This window comes from Prosthecobacter debontii (assembly GCF_900167535.1).
Classification (GTDB): domain Bacteria; phylum Verrucomicrobiota; class Verrucomicrobiia; order Verrucomicrobiales; family Verrucomicrobiaceae; genus Prosthecobacter; species Prosthecobacter debontii.
On the sequence record NZ_FUYE01000001.1, the window covers coordinates 523,059 to 541,712 of the forward strand.

The 18,654-nt window shown below is 57.1% G+C and carries 5 protein-coding genes; 2 read left to right on the plus strand and 3 right to left on the minus strand.

The genetic code is table 11. The features are described 5' to 3' along the window. Nucleotides 1–40: 40 nt before the first annotated feature. The 3 genes from B5D61_RS02170 to B5D61_RS02180 form a co-directional block, all read right to left on the minus strand. Nucleotides 41–1,030 carry an AAA family ATPase gene (locus B5D61_RS02170; protein WP_078811734.1) on the minus strand — a complete coding sequence of 330 codons (990 nt, stop codon included), beginning with the start codon at nt 1,028–1,030 and terminating at the stop codon, nt 41–43. Between the two features lie 116 nt (nt 1,031–1,146). Further along, a complete protein-coding gene (locus B5D61_RS02175; RefSeq protein ID WP_078811643.1) occupies nt 1,147–2,820 on the minus strand; it encodes a hypothetical protein in 1,674 nt (557 codons plus the stop codon). A gap of 95 nt (nt 2,821–2,915) precedes the next feature. After that, complete coding sequence (locus B5D61_RS02180; protein ID WP_078811644.1) at nt 2,916–11,807, minus strand: tetratricopeptide repeat protein; 8,892 nt, start codon at nt 11,805–11,807, stop codon at nt 2,916–2,918. 303 nt (nt 11,808–12,110) lie between these two features. Here B5D61_RS02180 and B5D61_RS02185 point away from each other — a divergent pair, with 303 nt between their 5' ends. Together B5D61_RS02185 and B5D61_RS02190 are read left to right on the plus strand one after the other, a co-directional pair. After that, nucleotides 12,111–14,975, plus strand: a complete 2,865-nt coding sequence (locus B5D61_RS02185; RefSeq protein WP_078811735.1) for a DUF1549 domain-containing protein — start codon at nt 12,111–12,113, stop codon at nt 14,973–14,975. 85 nt (nt 14,976–15,060) lie between these two features. Then, complete coding sequence (locus B5D61_RS02190) at nt 15,061–18,612, plus strand: c-type cytochrome domain-containing protein (RefSeq protein WP_078811645.1); 3,552 nt, start codon at nt 15,061–15,063, stop codon at nt 18,610–18,612. Nucleotides 18,613–18,654 lie beyond the last annotated feature (42 nt).

Consider the following 18,654-nt stretch of genomic DNA (forward strand, 5'->3'; position numbering starts at 1 on the left):
GACATCCATTCATCCAACAATCCAGCCATCCCGCTGCTAGCTAGACCTTCACCTTTTCGATCACATCCGCGATGAGCGCATCGGTCTTGATGCCTTCAGCTTCACCCTCGAAGGAGAGCAGAACGCGGTGGCGTAGCGCAGGCAGGGCTGCCTTGGCGATGTCTTCCCTTGCGACGTGATAACGACGATCCAGAAGCGCTAGCACGCGGGCTGCGGCGAGGATGGTCTGAGCTCCACGTGGAGAGGCACCATGGCGGACGTATTTTTTGACGTCATCGGTGGCGTTGACATCGCTAGGATGTGTGGCGCGGACGATCTTCACAAGGTAGTTTTGGATGCCGGTTTCTAAAGGCACTTCACGGACCAGTTTGCCCATTTGCAGAATGTCCTCGCCTGTGGCAACCGCATGGATCTCAGGGACATGACTGCCACCGGTGCGGTTGAGGATTTCGTGGAAGTCGTCGTGGCTGGGCACAGGCACGAAGAGCTTGAAGAAAAAGCGATCCAACTGCGCTTCGGGAAGGGGATAGGTGCCGTCTTGTTCAATGGGGTTTTGAGTGGCCAAGACAAAGAAGGGGCTATCCAGAGGATGGGTGGCTCCGGCGACGGTGACGCGTTTCTCCTGCATGGTTTCCAGGAGAGCGGATTGCGTCTTGGGTGTGGCACGGTTGATCTCATCGGCTAACAAGACGTTGCAAAAGACGGGGCCAGGCTGGAACTCGAAAACCTTGCGTCCTTCTCGCTCCACCAGAATCTGGGTGCCGACGATGTCTGCGGGGAGAAGATCGGGGGTGAACTGAATCCGCTGGAACTTCAGGTGCAGGGCCTTGGCCAGCGTATTGACAAGCGCTGTCTTGCCTAGGCCGGGGACACCTTCAAGCAGGACGTGACCTCCGCAAATGACGGCGATGAGGACGTTCTCAATGATGTCCTTCTGGCCCACCATGAACTTGGCAATCTCAGCCCGGAGTTTTTCAAAGCTTTCGTGAAAGTGTTCGACAGCGGCAGGGGTTTCAGTGGGGGAGGGCATGGGAAAAAAGAGGGGATCAAAGAGTGGGTGATCGATCAATGAGGAGACTTGAGCGCCGTTTGTGAGTTGACCAGGGCTTCCCTGAGTTTCATCCACTCATCCATCCCGTGTGGATTTCAGTTGCTGGCGGGTTGGGTAGGCTGTTCTTCACCCACTTGCTGGATGGCCTTGAAGTATTCCTTCACGCCGGCTTTGACTTCGGCGGGCACATCCTCTCGCTGAACGAAGCTCTCCACTTGGCGCTGCCAAGTGCGTTCCTGATGGGAAGCCTGGCGGCTGACGGTGCCGGAGCCGCTGTCCGCAGCTTCGATGCTGGTGCTGCTAGGGCCTGCGCCTTTTTGACCCTGGAGTTGATCCCGCTTACCGTTGTCCTGACTGAGCTCACTCTCGGTGCGGCGGCTTTCACTGCTGCCTGCACCGATGCCTTTGCCCGTATTTTGACCGAGGGACTGGCTGAGTGAGTTGCACTGTTTGTTAGAAAGGTAGCTCTGACACTTGGAGGTGCACTGGCTCAGTGAGGTGAGTTTTTTCGCCGCGTTGCATTGTGCGGCTGAGCGGCAGAGGCTCTGAGAGAGTTTGGCAATCTGTTGCTGCACCTGGTTCTGGCAGTTTTTGCATTCGGTGCTGGAGGGGTTCTGCTGCATGTGCTGCTCCAGTTGATTCACCTGCTGCTCCAGGGAGATCATTTGCTGGTCCATGCTCTCGCTGCTGGAGGCGCCTTGGCTACCTTGAGCTTGTTGGCCAGACTGGCTGCTTTTGGGGCTGGTGCTGGCGTTGTTCTGAGATTGGGATTGGCTGCCGGATTTCTGAGATGAGTTCTGGCCACTGCGCTGCTGATAGCTACGGGCTGCGGCAGCCATACGCTGGGCGGCAGCTTTGAGTCGGGCCAGTTCTTGGCGGGCTTCATCAGGCTTTTGGTCATCGGCCTTGGGTTGCATCTTCCGCAGTTGTTCGGCGGCTTGCTTATAGTCCTTCTGCTCCAAGGCTTTGGCCATAGGCCGTAGAGGGGCTTCCTGGCTGAGTTCAGCGGCGGCTTTAGCGAGCAATTGCTCCTGGCTGCGCAGGCTGAGCTTTTGTGCGGCCTCTGTGATGCGGCGTTCCAGTTCTGCGTATTGGCGCAGCGCAGCTTTTTGATCCTTCGTCTGCCGCAGTTCCTCCAGCCACTTTTTCCACTCCTCAGGCTGGAGGAGTTCACGCTCATCTTCAGGAGATTGGGTGAGCAACTCTTCGATCTGTTTTTCCAGCTCTTTGTTGATCTCTTCGGTCTTGGCTGAGGTCTCTTGCTCCAGAGACAGACGCTCCATCACGATGGGAGAGGGCTTTTTAAAACCCATGACGAGAGAGCTAACCAAAAGGATGGCTCCCCAAGTCAGAAGCCGACGCGACCAACGAATGGGAATGCTGGCCGGTTCACAGCTCTCGATGCGGCGGGCGGTGTCTTCCACCTGGAGCGCGATGAACTCACCCTCGCGCTGTTGTTCTTGGAAGCCCAGGTGAGAACTCAGCGCATCTTTCAAGCCAAAATGGTCATCGGCAAAACGGGCCGCTTTTCGTTGATCTGGGCGGCTCAACCACCACAGGAGAGTGCTGAACAAAGCCATGCCAAAGGCGGCCCTGAAGTAGCCATATTTAGGCACGGCATAACCTTGGAGAATCCACAGGAGACACCAGATGGCCAGCAAGACGCTGACGACGCAGAAAACGGCGGAAACGATTCTTGCCAGCCTTGCCCGATCCATCCGGGCGCGCACAGCATGGAGGAAAGTCTGGATGCGAGTATGTGCAGGCATGGCGCAGGGGGGATTTCTAAGGGTTTTATCAGGCGGGGGTTAAAAAGGCAAGGCTGTAGAGCAGGGAGGCTTGGATTATGGGGTGGACGTCTCGCTCACTGCAGCCGTTTGAGCGCGTTTTCGGCCGTGCGTTTGGGATTGGGGCCGAGCTTGGGTTCTTTGAGCAGTTGTGCGAGCAGGCGGCGTGCCTCTTCCTTACGTCCCAGGCGTTCGAGAACATCGGTTTTGCGGAAAAGATAGTTAGCTCGCAAGCCGACATCGTTGCCGACGTCAGCCATGGCTTGGTCGTAAAGCGCGAGTGAGGATTCGCCGGCGGAGGGAGCCACGAGATCGGCGGCTTCTGCGGCGGTGCGACCACGGCGAGGGAGGGCCTTTGCAAAAGCGAGGCCGGCCTCCGGCAATTCTTCCAGAGTGATGAGCTTGTGCGTGTTGACGATCAGGCTGATCATGTTGGGGATGCCGGTGCCAGCGGTGGGGTATTTGTCCTGCACCCAGGAGTCTGCCATCATGCCGGTGAGGATCTGGATGCGTTCTTCGATGGGAAGCTTGGGTTTAGGTTTGCCAAAATAACCTTGGCACACAAAGAACGTGTTGCGGTTTTTGACGAGGGTTCGCAGTTCCTCCGCATCTTTTGAGCTGAGGTTCTTTTTCCACGTTTCGAAGGCTCGGGCATCACCCTCGATCGTGTGCAGCATCAGCTTGAGCAGAATGGAGGTGCCAAGCGAAGGGTTGTTCCCATGGCGGGGGCTGGCTTCGATCAGTTTGTCCGTGTAAGCCAATACCTTTTTCAGATCACCGCGCTCATTACGGCTCCAGTGCCACTCCAGATAATCCAGAACCGGGCTAGCGAGATAATTGTAGGTATAGGCGCGCAGCCTTTCGTCTGTTGTCGCTTCGCTGTCGCGGAGTTCCTGAAACAGGCGCAATAGATTTGTGTCATCGCCAGTCGTCCAGAATTGATGAGCCAAGCCTGCGGCGATGGGTTTCATCCGGCGGAAGGTCTTCCAGGTATCCGCCAACTCCAAAATCTCTGAGGCCTTGCTTTTTTGAGCGAGTGCGAGGTATTCCTCGTGAAGAAGCGAGAAGGTCTCGAATAAGGTGGCGGTATGCTCCAGGCAGCGGGTGCGGATCTCGTCGTCCTTGAAGGGGGTCGCTTTGAGTTTCGGCACGGCATTGAGAATGCGCCGGTTATGATCGATGAAGCCTTGGGCTTGGAGTTGTTTGGGCGGGTCTTTCAAGACGGCGCAGATCATTTCACCCAGCATCGCGAGGTCCGGATTGTTGGAGCAACTGGCTATGAACTTGGGTAGTTCTTCAGTGAGTGCGGGGGTGAACTCAATGCCCGTGTAGGGATCGTAAAGAAAGTTGGCCCACTGCTGCTCCAGCCACTGCTGAGCCGCAGTGTGAGCGCCATTGGTGACCAGGGTGACGAAGGCGCTGGGATCGTCATTGAGGGAGGTCATACCCTCCGCCAGCAGACGTCGAATGGCTTCGTCATGGCCTAGCCGGGCGACGATGCCCAGCATGGCGCATGGCGTTTCATCCCGTGGGCTGTAGGCGCGATTGCGTGAACTGTTTTCATTGTTCCGGCTGTTTCGCACGACCCAGGCTTCCCACTGCTCCTGAGCTGCGGTTTTCCAGGCTTCATTGAGCGGTAGCTGGCAGAAGGCCCGCGCCAGTGGCGTGAAGTGAAAGTCACCGCTGACGGCATGAAAAGCACGCTGCTCTTTGGCGATCAGGTCCATGCTCTTGCGTACGATGTCAGGATCAGGTCTGCGGATGTCTTTCGTGGCTAGATGCGCGGCCAAGGCGATGCGAACTCGGGGATTGATCTGCTCATCATTCATCTGTTGTCGGTAGTGCTCCCAAGCGGGAGCGAGGCCACCCAGTGAGCTCAGAGTTTTTTGCAGCTCTTCATTGCCGAGTGCATTGCTCTCCGTGCCGAGATAGAATCTGCCGGCACAGGCCAGTTCGCGGCGCAGAGATTGCGTGTCCGTGGAGTCTTCTTTGAGCGCGGCTTTCAGCACGGGCACACGCATGCCTGGGGGGAGCTTGACATAAAATTCGTAGAAGCCTAAGGCGAGTAAGGTGGGAGAGGTCTGGCCTAACTCGCGATGGAGTGAGGTGAGAAGCTCATTTACAGCGGCGGCGGGTCTGGCTTGGCCTCCGGCTTTCTTCCAGGCATCCATGAGGGTGTTGCTCCAGTGGCCTTCCTGGCTTTTGCCGTCCAGGATCAGCATGCCACTATCATCTTCTTGACAGAGCTGAAGGGTGAAGGCGAGGGCCGTTAGGCCGGAGGCTTGATCATCAAAATCATCCACAAGCTCGCTGCGATAGGTCCAGCCTTCGGACCAACTGTCGCCGTTCCAGCCGTTGCTCCGGGCCTTGGCCTCGATGAGCTGGGCTGCATTCAGGAAAAGCTGACGAGCCAACTCGCGATCAGAGTTGACGAGACCTGCCATGAGACGAGGCACTTGGTTCTCGAAGATGTTGTCTGAAATGTTCACTTCTGCCAAGCTGGAGGCTTTCGTGATGCGCTCGATTTCGTCTTTCTGGGCGTTCGTTTCCTTTTCCAACAGCGGAGCCAGAGCTTGGACTAAAGCGGCATCGGCAGTGGCGGGATTGTTCAGGGCCGGGATCGCTGTTTTGAGCAAGGCGTTGAAGGTGTTCGCTCGCTCTGGGGGGATCTTTTTCAAGTCTTCACGGCGCTTTTTCAGCGCCTCAGTCAAGGTGGCGGGGACATTCTCTTGAAGCATGGCTAAGAGAATGTCGCTGCCAAAAGTTTGCGGTGTCCGAGCTTGAATCTTTTTCTTCACCTCGGCTAGGAGTGAAGGTTTATCGCGCAGATTTTTGACAAGCTCGGTAAGCGGGTGCTCGCGTCGATGGGTCGCTTTGAAGCTTAGGTAAGTGGGGGCTTCGCTCAAGGCATGGATGGCATCGAGGAATGTGAGAGTCTCGTCCGCGCCGTTCGCGGCGACGCTGCTCATGCTGTAAATCTGGTTGCCCATCCAGGTTTCATTTTCGCTGAGGCCGATCATTGCGGCCAGCTTCATGCCTATGCTAAGGAGGCCCTCTTTCCGGGTCATGTCTTCAATCGTTTGACCGGTGCAATAGGCTTGCCGATCGTTGAAGGCACCGCCGTTTCCGTAGCGGGTCGTTACCCAAGTATCCATGCGTTTTTTCCAACTCGTTTCAGCCCCCAGAGCGCTGATCAGCCATTGATGCAGAAACTCGTCTTCGGAGGCTCCTGCGACCTGCTTCCGGCGCGTTTGTAGAAAAACGCTGAGATAATCGTAGCCGTCATAGTCCCCTGAAGTGTTGCTTTTGTGGAAGGTGTAGATGACTTCATCGAGGACGGGGTTGCGGATGTCACGAGCCGCCCAGCAATCCGAAAGCCACACGAGCTTTTGTTGATGTTGTTTGAAACTGGTGTCCAATTTGACTCCCGTCTTCAGGTAGCTGAGTGCGGTGCTCGTGAAGTCCTCTTCCGGGCAGGTCCAGAGTTTGGCTTGCAGTAGCCAGGGGGCTGAGTCCTCCCGTGTGCGAGCACTGGTGATGAGGGGGAGGATCTCTCTCTGTAGGCGCTCGGTTTCACCCTTCTGCCAGGCCTGCCAGATCAGATATTCCGCCGGGGTGGGATTGGGGAGGGCCGCAGCCATCTGCATGTAGCCGTTACTGGATTTGGGCATACGTTGGACGCGGCTGAGAGCGGCTGCGGACTTGAGGATCTCAATGGCCCGTCGGTGGAGGTCTTCTTGCACGGCTTTAGAGTCGCCCGTTTCGGCCAGTCGTGTGCAGGCATACCAGCGGAAGCCTTCATCGGCCAGGGACGGATAAGCCATCATGGCGAGGCAGAGACGCTGATGCACCTCGATTAGGCGCCGCATTTTAGGGCCATCCTGGCTTGCACTGGAGCTAGACGCCTGGTTTTGATAACGTTGATGGAGGTAGAGAGGATTGCGCCCATACTGAAGTGAGCGGGTCAGGGCGACGGGCAGATCGACAGCCCATTCCAGAGCTTTCGACGATTGTTGTATGGGTTCAGATGCAGGCTCTTCCAATCGGCTGGCGATGGCCTCGATCAAACCGAGCCGTGACTCGAATTCCATATCCCAGGAATTGGACAGCACCTGGATGAGTTCATTGCCCAAACCGCTTCCCAAGGATTTGAGTGAGATCTGCTTGAGCAGTTCGGCGGCTTTCTGGGGCTCTTTAGGGGCTGTGACGATGATTAACCGAACACGTGTGTCATGGTCATTGGGGTTCTCGTCCAATAGTTTCTGATAAAGGGCGGTCGCCTCAGGGACCTGATCCAGCATCTCCAGCAGGCCTGCATATTCACGTCGTTTTAACACCGAAGAGCCCTCTCCAGGATTGAGATTTTTCATCAGCTCAGCGCGCGCCTCTTTGATTCCCGTCAGATAGGTGAGCACGCGCTTGGTTTCGGATTTGGCGTAGCTCGAATTGTTTTGGCGGAAGTTGCTGCTGTAGAGGTTTTTGAGAACGTTCGAGGCTTCACGAAGGATGGCTTCACGATTGCCTTTCGCGATGAGATTTTGGAGTTTGCTGGTCGAGCTCGAAGAGGAGTAAGAAACATAGTTGCTGCTGCTGGAGGCAGGCACCATGGCGGCCACTCGTTTCCATTGATTCGCCTCCTCGGTCATGCCTAGCGTAGTCATCGCGACGATGAGTTCGTCTCTCTCGGAAGTGGTGACTCGTTTGCTGCGCAGACGGCGCAAGGCTTGGCTGGCCGCCTGGAGCAAGGGTGGGGCAGGTTTGTCGAGAAGGGTGGCTGAATAAACCAGGGCTGCATCCACCTGGGCGCGAAGATCTTGGTCCAGCGGCTGAGACTGGATCTTCATCAGCCACTCCGCTGCCTGCCGATGATCTTCTTTTTGTTGCGCCACTCCTGCCGAGAGCAGCCAGTCCTCCACACTTGCGGACGGATTTTCCAATCGGGCTTTGAGCTCCTTTTCCATACCTTCCGTATCGCCAGATTTGCAGGTGAGGACGAAGCGGAGGACCGGATTCTTGACTGTGGATAAAAGGGGTTTCAACGGCTCGAAATCTGATTCGATGAGGACTCCATCGGAAGGATCTGGATTGTAAAAGTCTTTCCGTTGGAACCAGAACGCCACATGCGGTGGTAGGGTGATTGCCGGAGGAAAGGGAATGGCCTTCAGTAATTTGATTTGAGCGTTACGAATCTGTGGAAGTCCCAATTTGGCGATCATGCCGGTGCGTTTGGCAGGGTCTTGAAACAGTTCGACCTCGGCTTCGAGGATCTGGATCAGTTCCGGCCAGCGTTCAGCTGCACGGGCGGAGTTGGCGACCCAGGCGAAAGGCGTGGTGCGTCCGTTGTTGTCTTGGGTTTCGGTCAGTAGCCGGGTTAGGAGCTTGAGCATCCGGCTGGTTTGATCGTCTGTTAGGTCATAGTTCATCCCGTAGGAATTGACCCGCTGGCCTCCACCCAAAAGCTGACTGAAGGAAAAAAGGGTAGATGTCGAAACTTTACCTTTTCTTTCAAATGCGTCCAAAGCTTGGTCTAACCACGACCGTCCTAGTAGCGGATCCGTGGGGAGTGTGGAGATGACAAGCGCCAGAGAGATGACGGGGTAGTTTTTGCCAAAAGCTTCAAAGGCTTTTTGGGACGCTAAAGGCTCCATCGAACTGAGGGATGAAGTCAAGGCCGCATGAGCTAAAAGCCCTTCGTCCCAGCCGGAAGCCTCCAGATTTTCCTGCGGCACGGAGATGCTGTAGCGTGCCATATCCGGCACCATGTAACGCAGTTGCCGCGTGGCAGGCAGCCCGGCGGTATCGGCTTGAGACCACACCAAGGCGGCACGAGATGGGGGGAGGGACTGAGTGAGGCAGATGAGGTGTGCCGCGACCATGGCAGGGACCGATTCCACATTTGGCGGGAAGTAAATGATCCCGTTTGAGCTCCGCATGTTAAAGCGCCGTTGATACTGATGCTGATAACTCTGATAGAGCCCCACATTGAGCATCTTTTGCAGAGCCTGATAGGAGGTGGGGAGTTCTTTGGCCGCTTCATTGACCAGGCTCATGTAGAACCAGGGGGCGGTGGCTGTGACGGTTTTCGTTTGGGTATTGCTGGGGAGTTCGGCTTTGATTTTGATGAGATCACAAAAAGCCTGGGCGGCTTCTTCTAGCTGATCATCTTCTTCCAGAGCCACGGCCCGTACATAAGCCAAGCGGTAGTCTTCGGGGTGTTTCTTGAGGATGGGATCGATGAATTCCAGCAGCCGTTTCCAGTCTCCCCGCGCCGCCATGCCATCAGCGAGACGTATGGCATCTTTCGGCTCCATCTCCGCGCCGCCTGCGATGTTGAAAAGCATGCGGTAACCGGCGGCTTCATCTCCATACGTGAGATGCAGAGAGGCGATCTGCTGGAGGCTGCGTGAGGTGGTATCCAGGGCGGCCGCTTTTTCCAGGGTGCGCAGGGCGTCTTGCCACTGTCCGCCATCTTCTTCCGCACGGGCGAGCTGCTGGAGAAGATTCACATCGCGTGGCGTGAGGCGTGATGCTTCGGCTAGGGCCAGGCGGCGCTCCGCATCGTTTTGACCGATGCGGTGGATCTCTGCCAGAGCCAACCAGGGCATGGGGTCTTGTCGATGGGCGCGCTGGCGCTCTTGAAAGGTCTCGATCACCCGGCTGAGAGTTCCGCGTGCATAGGCGGCCTGGGCGAGGGTGGTGACCCAACGTTTTTTGGTGTCCGGCTCTTCAGCTTTGTCATAATACGTTAGGAAAAGCCGCTCCGCTTCGGCCGTCTGACCGGAATAGATGAGAGAGGTGGCTAATGAACTGGCGAGGCCTTCTTCATCTTCGAACTTCCGCACAGCGCTGCGTAGCACCTTCACCGCTTCTTCGGGCTTGCCATCGGTATTGAGCAGCTGGGCTTCCATCAGCCAAGGCTGCGCGGCGCTTGGAGAGAGGGCTTTCCAATCAGGAATCCATTTCAGGGCCTGCTGGGGGAGGCCGGCACGGGAGTAGAGATCCACCACCCGCTGGAGATTCTGCGAGGTGCGTCCTTCGGGGAGGGGGATGATTTTTTCAGCTTCCTGAGCGGCGCGGGTGAAGTCCTGACGTTTTTCGATCAACCGAACGAGTTGGTTTTGCGCCAGCAAGGTGTCCGTGGGTGACGGGTTTTGTAAAGTTTGTTCGGCGGCTTCTTTGTCTCCGCTGGCTTCCTGCAGTGCAGCCAGGAGGCAGCGTTCCTGGATTTTTAGCTCTGTTTGTCCGCGCAGGCGGTCGAGTATTTCTTTGCCTGCGTTGGCTTGGGTGAGCAGTTCTACGGTTTGCCTGACGGCATCTTCGAGGAGACTTTCATCACGGGCCAGACGCACTCGAGTGAGAGCCCATGGGATGGCTTCTTTCAGCCGATTGAGGCGGAGTTGTACCCGGTCAGCTTCTTCCTTGGCATTGATCTCACGCGAGTTCAGGGTCGCGTGGATCAGCGCTGTGAGATAGCGGTCTTCCTGGCTAAATTTCTCGCGATGCTCATACAGCACCTCACGTGCCGCGTCAGGCTCCAGCCGGGTGGTGAGGGATTGGGCTATGGCGAGGAGTTGCTCCAGATCATCTGTTTTGGCCAGTTCCCGCCACAGGGTAAGAGCGGCGTCGCGCTCGCCGATGCGATGTAAAAAATGCGCCTGGGCTTCTCGCGCGGAGGGACTCTGCGGGAAGGTCTTCACCAGGGCTTCATAAGCGGCCTTGGCTTCGGCCTTGAGCTCCCAGGTCTCCAGCAAGCGTGCGGCGCGCAGGTGCTCGTATTCACCCGAGTTGGGGAGGGCTAGATAATGGGTGAGGGACTCCTGCGCGGCTTTCAGGTCCTTGTTTTTCTGGTGCAGACCGGCCAACCGGATGTGCAGTTCTCCATCGGTGGGGTTTTGTTCTTGAAGCAGTTTTGTTTGTTCAATCGCCTCGCTGTATTTTTCCAACCGAGTCAGGAGGTCCAGATAAGCCTCACGCAGGTCCCGTTGCCCCGGGGTGCGCTGGAGGAGATCCTGATAAATCATCAGTGCTTTCTCACCCGCACCAGTTTCCGCCAGAATGCGCGCCTGCTGCTGGAGCAGGCGGGAACGCTGCGGATGGGTTTTTTGCAGCGTGCTGAGGTGAGTTGTCAGTCCAGATAGATCACCGCCTTTGCGAAAGGTACCCTCGATTTGAGCCAAGATCTCGCCTTCCACCCAGCTACCCTGGCCGGACTTTTCTAGGGCTTCGGCATAGACCTTCAGGGCTTCTTCACGCTTGCTGGCACGCGTGAGGATATCCGCCAGGAGAAGACGGCGGGTGACCGCCACGGAGGTGTCCTTGGTTTTTGAGATCAGTTGGCGGCAGAGGGCGGCGGCTTCATCCAGCAGGCCTTCGCCCACCTGGACGTCGATCAATTCTTCCACCAGATCTTCATCGTCTGGATGTGCGGCCAGGAGATCCTGCCACACTTGAAGCGCCTCTTTCGTGTGGCCCGTGCGCAGCAGGAGGCGCCCCTGGAGCTTGCCAATATCGAGCGCGAGTTCGGGGGTAGGCTTCTGCACCGTGGCCTGGGTGAGGGATTGCAGCGCTGCGTCAAAGTTGAGCATCCGCGCTTCCAGGCGCCCTCGCTGAAGCCAGGCTGCGGCATTGCTGGGGTTTTGGGTTAATGCGTCTTGATAGGCTTTGAGCGCTTCAGCTTCCCGGCCTTCGTATTCATGGAAGAGGGCCAGCACGAGGAGGTCGTTCGCGGTGCCCGTGCGCTGCTGGAGGTAGGCGGCTAGGGATTCACTGCTGTCCGTTTCCAGCCAGGCATTGATGAATCGATCCATCACCAGCCCGGGTTGAGGGCGCTTGCGCAGCAGCTCGTGATACTTCGTGGCTTGCTCGGATTGAGCTTTGAGGCCTTCCGGCAGAGCTAGCCAAGCCAGCCCAACCGCTGGAGCGAAGAGCGTGGCCTGACGTAGAAAACGAGAACGTGACCGGGATGGCATGGCAAGGTGGAGAAATTCCGACGCGGTTTATCAAAACAGCCCTGAAAAAACAAGACAGTTAGGGGGCCCAACTTATAAACACTTCGCAAGACGGTCACGGTATCGTCTGCACACGCAGACGCTGCCGCCTGACGTTTTGTTCAATCCTCAGACGAATGGGCCGGGGGTGTTTCTTTGAAACAAAGTGCACAGGTCATGGATTTTTCTGGCACGCAGGGGGATTTCAGAGAGTGTTTTTCGTCCATTATCGAAAAAATAAGTCCGGTGCGGCGTAGGTATGCCCAAGCCCTCATCCTCGTCTCCATGACACCCCCTCGTTTCGCTACTCGTTTCACCCTGCTCAGCCTCGCTGTGTGGCCGTCTTTTGCGCTGGCCAACCCGGCACCTGCGCCTGCGACTGCACCCGCTTCGGCGGCGGCATCGGCACTGGTGGATTTTACCCAGGTGCAGGCCTTGCTGGAAAGCAAGTGTTTGGAGTGCCACAACCCGGATAAGGTCAAAGGCAAGCTGCTGATGAACACGGCGGAGGCCATGATCAAGGGCGGCTCCTCCGGTCCCTCCCTGGTGCCGGGTAAGCCGGACGAGAGCGAGCTTTTCAAGCGTGCCCTTCTTCCCGCAGATCACGACGACATCATGCCACCCAAAGGCGGACCTCTGGCCGCAAATGAGCTGGATCTGCTGCGTCGCTGGATTGCGGAAGGAGCCCATTGGCCCCAAGGGCTGACCCTGCGCCACAAGAGCCCCGAAGAGCTGAAGGCCTTAGCGGACCTTAATGCCAAGCTGCCTTCTCTGACCAAGCTGGAAATCTTCCCAGAGAAGTTCGCCCTCGAAACCAAGCGCGACTTCCACAAGGTCGTGGTGATGGCCACCTTTGCGGATGCCACCACCCGGGACGTGACCCGTTTTGCCAACCTGCGGACGGCGGATGCCAAGATCGCCACGCTGGACGGTGATGTGCTGAAGCCAGTGGCCGATACGGGCAGCACGGAACTGCAAGCCACTCTGGGCACGACGAATGTAAAGGCGGCCGTCACCCTGGCCAATGGTCATAAAGACCGTCCGATTTCCTTCAATCTGGATGTGATGCCCGTTTTCTTGCGCGGTGGTTGTAACGCCGGGGGCTGCCACGGCGCGGCCCGTGGCAAGGATGGCTTCCGTCTCAGCCTCTTTGGTATGGACCCTCAGGGGGACTTTATCCGCCTGACCCGTGAGATGGTGGGTCGTCGCATCAACCTAGCCATCCCTGAGGAGAGCACCTTGGTGGAAAAAGCCGTGGGTGCCGTGCCTCACTCCGGCAACCAGTGCTACGAGCCGGAGTCTGAATACAATAAGACCATCCTGGAATGGATCAGCAACGGTGCGCCTAACGACGGCAAGGACATTGCCAAAGTGACTGGCATCGAGGTTTTTCCGAAACAGATCGTCCTAGAAGGCGTGGGCAACACCCAGCAGATCACCGTGCGTGCCACCTACTCCGATGGATCGGACCGCGATGTAACCAAGCTGGCGTTGTTCATGTCCAACAACGACCCGACCGCGACGATCAACAAAGACGGTCTGGTCACCAGCGGCGAGCGTGGCGCAGCCTTCATGCTGGCACGTTTCGATGTTTACAGTGTCACCGCTCAAGTCCTGGTCATCCCGGCCAAACTGGAATACGAACGGCCTAAGCTGGCGGAAGTGAACTACATCGATAAGCTGGTGGACGAAAACCTCCACAAGCTGCGCATCCTGCCCAGCGGTATCTGCACCGATGAAGAGTTCGTGCGTCGTGCCTACATCGATGTCATCGGTTTGTATCCCAAGCCTGATGAAGTGAAAGGCTTCCTGGCAGATGCCAACCCGAACAAGCGCGAAGCTCTGATCGACAGCCTCACTCAGCGCAAGGAGTTCACCGAGCTGTGGGTGATGAAGTGGGCGGAGCTGCTCCAGATCCGCTCCGACATCGCCAACAACAACAACCAGCCCCCTTTCTACAAGAATGCGCTCTTGTATTACAACTGGTTGGCCGAGCGTATCGGCAAGAACATCCCTCTCGATGAGGTGGTGACCGAGCTGCTTTCCTCCACGGGCGGCACGGTTTCTAGCCCAGCCGTGAACTTCTACCAGACCGAGCTCGACCAGCTCAAGCTCACGGAAAACGTGGCGCAGGTGTTCATGGGCATGCGCATCCAGTGCGCTCAGTGTCATAACCATCCGTTCGACCGCTGGACCATGGACGACTACTATGGGTTCAAAGCTTTCTTCGCTCAGATCGGCCGCAAGCGCACGGATGACCCCCAAGAGGTGATCATCTATAACAACAAGGGCGGTGAATCTCGTCACTTCTTGACCAATGCGGTGATGAAACCCAAGTTCCTGGGGGGGGAGGTGCCGGAGATCAAACCTGGTGAAGACCGTCGCAAAGTCCTGGCTGAGTGGATTGCTTCTCCCCAGAACCCTTACTTCGCTCGCAACATCGCTAACATCATGTGGGCGCACTTCTTTGGTATGGGTATCGTCGATCCGGTGGATGATGTGCGCGTCTCCAACCCGCCTTCCAACCCAGAACTCCTGGCGGCTCTGGCGGAAAATCTGACGAACTACAAGTATGACATGCGCCGTCTGGTGAAGGACATTTGCAACTCCATGACCTACCAGCGCAGCACGAAGGTGAATGAAACCAATGCGGGGGATAAGAAGAACTTCTCCCACGCTCAGGTGCGTCGTGTGCGGGCTGAAATCCTGCTGGATGCCATCTCTCAGATCACTGAGACGCCTAACAAATTTCAGGGTCTTCCGCTGGGTGCTCGTGCGGTGCAGATCGCCGATGGTGCCGTGAGCAATTACTTCCTCACCACCTTTGGCCGCTCCAAGCGTGAATCCGTCTGCTCATGTGAGGTGAAGATGGAGCCTAACCTCTCACAGGCCCTGCACCTGATGAATGGCGATGCCATCAATGATCGCATCAAGCAGGGCAAGGTCGTGGCCAAGCTCATTCAGGAGAAGAAGAACGATGCTGAGATCGTCGAAAATCTTTATCTGCGTGTCTTTGGCCGGATGCCCAATGACAAGGAGAAGGAATCCCTCTTCCAGACTTTGGCGGCAGCGCCCGAGCAGCGTCAGCAGGCCCTGGAGGATGTGTTCTGGGCGCTGATGAACTCCAAGGAGTTTTACTTCAATCACTAATGCCACACGGAATGCGGACGATGCCGTCCGCACCGCTCGCGAATGCTACGGCATCCGCCCGTCTCTCTATTTCTGATTTTTCGCTATGAAGACCCACGCCAAGATCCTTTCACTGAGCTTTCTGACAGCTGCCAGCGCAGCGGCTCAGGATGCCGAAAAGATCACTTATGAAGATCACATTCGTCCGTTGCTGGAGAATAAGTGCTTTTCCTGCCACAGCCCGGATAAGAAGAAGGGAGATCTCGATCTCACCAGCTTCGGTGCCCTGATGACGGGTGGCGGTGGTGGTGCCATCGTGGATGCTGGAAACTCGGATGCCAGCCGCCTGTGGACGACCTGTGCGAAGAAGGAAGAACCTTTCATGCCACCGGAAGGTGCGCCCCTGAACGAGAAGGAACTGGCCATCCTCTCCAAGTGGATCAACGGTGGTTTGCTGGAGACGAAATCCAGCGTGGCAAAAAAATCCACCAAGCCCAAGGTGGATATGGCTGTGGCTGTGACCAGTGGTAAACCTGAAGGCCCAATCGCCAAGCCCGAGAACGTTCTGCTGGAGCCGGTGATCGTGACTCCACGCACCACGGCGGTGACGGCCATGGCGGCGAGTCCTTGGACCTCCTTGGTCGCTCTCGCGGGCACCAAACAAATTTTGCTTTACGACACGGACACACGCCAACTCGCGGGGGTGTTCCCCTATGAGGAAGGTTATGCCCGCAGTCTGCGTTTCAGCCGCAATGGCTCGCTCCTGATCATGGGCGGCGGTCGTGGTGGCAAGATGGGCCATGCCATTGTCTGGGATGTGAAGACGGGCAAGCGCATCGTCGAGGTCGGCAAGGAGTTCGACCAAGTGATGAGTGCGGATATCAGCCCGGATCAGAAAATGGCCGTCATTGGCAGTCCTTCCAAGAAAGTGAAGGTGTATGACACCGCGACGGGTGAAGAGCTGTATGTGATCAGCAAACACACCGAGTGGATCATGGGCACTTCGTTCAGTCCTGATGGAGTGCTGCTCGCCACCGCAGACCGTAATGGCAACGTCATGGTTTGGGAAGCCTCCAATGGCGGTGAGTTTTACATCCTGGGTCAGCACAAGGGTGCTTGCACCGATCTGGCTTGGCGTGGTGATTCCAATGTGCTCGCCTCCTCTTCCGCCGATGGCACCATCAGCATCTGGGAGATGAATGAAGGCAAGCAGATCAAAAATTGGGCTGCCCATGGTGGTGGCGTCCAGTCCGTCTCCTTCACACCGGATGGTAAGCTCGTTTCCAGCGGTAACGATGGCTTGATCCGCCTTTGGGACATCAATGGTAACAAGGTGGGTGAAGCACCTAGCCAAGGGGATGTGGTGACGAAAGTGACCGCGCTTTTCGATTCTAAGTCGGTGGTTTCGGCCAACTGGCGTGGGGAGATCAAGCTGTGGTCCCTCGAAGCCAAGATGGCGGAGCGGGGTCAGCTTTCCAGCAATCCCCCATTGATTGCGCAGCGCATCGTCGAAGCTGAAAAAATCGCGACCACCCTGGTGGCGCAACTGCCTGAAGTGGAAGGCAAGGTCAAACAAACCGCTGATGCAGTGGCCGCCGCAGAGGCTCGCCTGGCGGAAACCAAGAAGCAATCCGCAGCAGCTCAAGCGGCGGTGGCTGCTCTGGAAAATGAGATCAAGAATCTGCCTGGCCAGATCGCTGCAGGCGAGAAAGCTGTGACGGAAGCTCAATCCAAGCGCAATGCTCAGGCGGAGCTGCTGAAGAAGCATGAGCAATCCCTGGCGGAGATCAAAACCACCGAGGCTGCCTTGGCGAAACTCAATGCCGATAAAGCGGCTCTCACGAAGCCAGAAGATGCGCCTAAAGTCGCAGAGCTAACCAAAAGCATTGGTGAGCAGAGCGGTAAGCTGGAAGCGCTGAAAAAAGCCGCAGCGACGCCCCCACAAGCCCTGGCTGGCTTTGATCAAGCCGTGAAGGCTGCGCAGGACCAAGTGGCTGCGCTCAAGGCCGCCAAGCCTGGGAAAGAGAAACAACTGCCTGAGCAGAAAAAGGCCCTGGAAGCATGGCCCAAAAAGATCGCGGATAACGAGAAGCAGATCGCTGATGCCAAAGCGGCTGCGGCTTCGGCTCAAGCCCAACTGGCCGATCAGAAAGCTCAGATCGCGCTGTATCAAAAACTGCCCACCGTGCTCAAAGCCGCTCAGTTCAATGTCGGCGTGTTGAGTGAGAAGGAAAAACTTGCGAAGCTGGAAGGCGATATCAACGACTACACCGCTGCGAAAAAGGAGAACGAAGACGCCAAGGTCGCCAATGCCGCCAGCATCGAGAGCGCCAAGAAAGCCATCGCCGAAGCGGTCAATCAAATCCCGCAACACGAAGCGACTCTCGCACGCTTGAAGGCGGAACTGGAAGGCCTGGAAAAAGCCACGGAACCGACCCGCGCCGCCGATGCGGCGGCCGCCGCAAAACTGAATGAGCACAAGCAAATGCTGGCGGCTCGTGAAGCCGAAGTGGCTGCGCTGGCCAAGACCCGTGATGAAGGCGCTGCAGCTGCTAAAAAATCGGCGGAAGACATTCAGAAGGTCATTGACCCGCTGAACAAAAAGCTCGTCGAAGTCGCGGCCAAGCTCAAAGGCCCTGAAGAACAACTGAAGGCCAAACAAGCCAATGTGACTCTACAAGAAGGCAGTTTGGCGAAGGCCAAGCAGACCGCAGCGGAGCGCACCGCTGCCCTGCCTGCTCAGGAGAAAGCCGTGAAGGATGCCGAAGCGGCCCTGCCTCAACTCGTCGCAGCGATCCAATCTGCCGATAAGACCCTGGCTGAGATTCGCCGAGCCACCGCAGGCACCGGCTCCGCCATCAAGTCCGCGCGCCAAGCCGTGGCTCAAGCCGAAAAAGCTCTCAACGACGCAAAGGCGAAAAACGAAAACGCTCAGCCTCACGAGCAAGCTCTGACCGCTGCCCAAGCGAAGCAGGCCGAAGCCGAGAAACAAGCGGCTGAATCCACCCTGAAACTGGCCGATGCTCAGTCCGAGTTCGATGCCCGTCGTGAAGCCCGCGAAGCGGCTGATAAAGCTTTGAATGCCGCACGTCAGACCTTGGCTAAAACCAAGAACGAACTGAACGCCGCCAATGCCGCCGCCGCCCAAGGTGAGAAGCGCGTGGCCCAAGCCAAAGCCGAAGTCGCCGCAGCCGAGAAAGCCGTGGCTCCGATCCGAGGTCAGCATGACAGCATCAGCAAGGAAATCGCTGCCCAGAAAAACGCCCTCGCCGCAAAGCAGGCCATCCCTGCGGCCCTGGAGAAAGAATTCGCCAGCAAAGCTCAACCGTTGAACGACGCCATCGCTCAACTCAAAGCTGCCCTACCGCCACTGGAGAAAACCTATGCGGACGCACACGGTAAACTCGTAGCCGAGGTGAAAATCCTCGATGCGAAGAAAGCCGAGATTGGTCAGTCCATGCTGGCTCTAGAAACAGCCAAGAAAAAGAAAGCCAGCTCCGAGGCCACCATCGCCGCTGCTGAGAAAGACACTCCACAGCGCGACAGAAACCTCGCCGAGATCAACACCGAACTCGCCAAGATGCAGCCTCAACTCGAACCCCTGCGCACCAAAGTGAAGCAGATGGAAGAGCAGTATCTGACGATGCTGCCGAAGTGAGTCGAAGCCCAAGAGAGGAGTCTCCGCGCTCCTCTCGTGTTC

What these genes read in the sequence shown, in the direction of transcription:
- B5D61_RS02175 (WP_078811643.1), bottom strand. Translation starts at nt 2,820, where the DNA reads ATGCCTGCACATACTCGCATCCAGACTTTCCTCCATGCTGTGCGCGCC.
- B5D61_RS02185 (WP_078811735.1), top strand. Translation starts at nt 12,111, where the DNA reads ATGACACCCCCTCGTTTCGCTACTCGTTTCACCCTGCTCAGCCTCGCT.
- B5D61_RS02190 (WP_078811645.1), top strand. Translation starts at nt 15,061, where the DNA reads ATGAAGACCCACGCCAAGATCCTTTCACTGAGCTTTCTGACAGCTGCC.
- B5D61_RS02170 (WP_078811734.1), bottom strand. Translation starts at nt 1,030, where the DNA reads ATGCCCTCCCCCACTGAAACCCCTGCCGCTGTCGAACACTTTCACGAA.
- B5D61_RS02180 (WP_078811644.1), bottom strand. Translation starts at nt 11,807, where the DNA reads ATGCCATCCCGGTCACGTTCTCGTTTTCTACGTCAGGCCACGCTCTTC.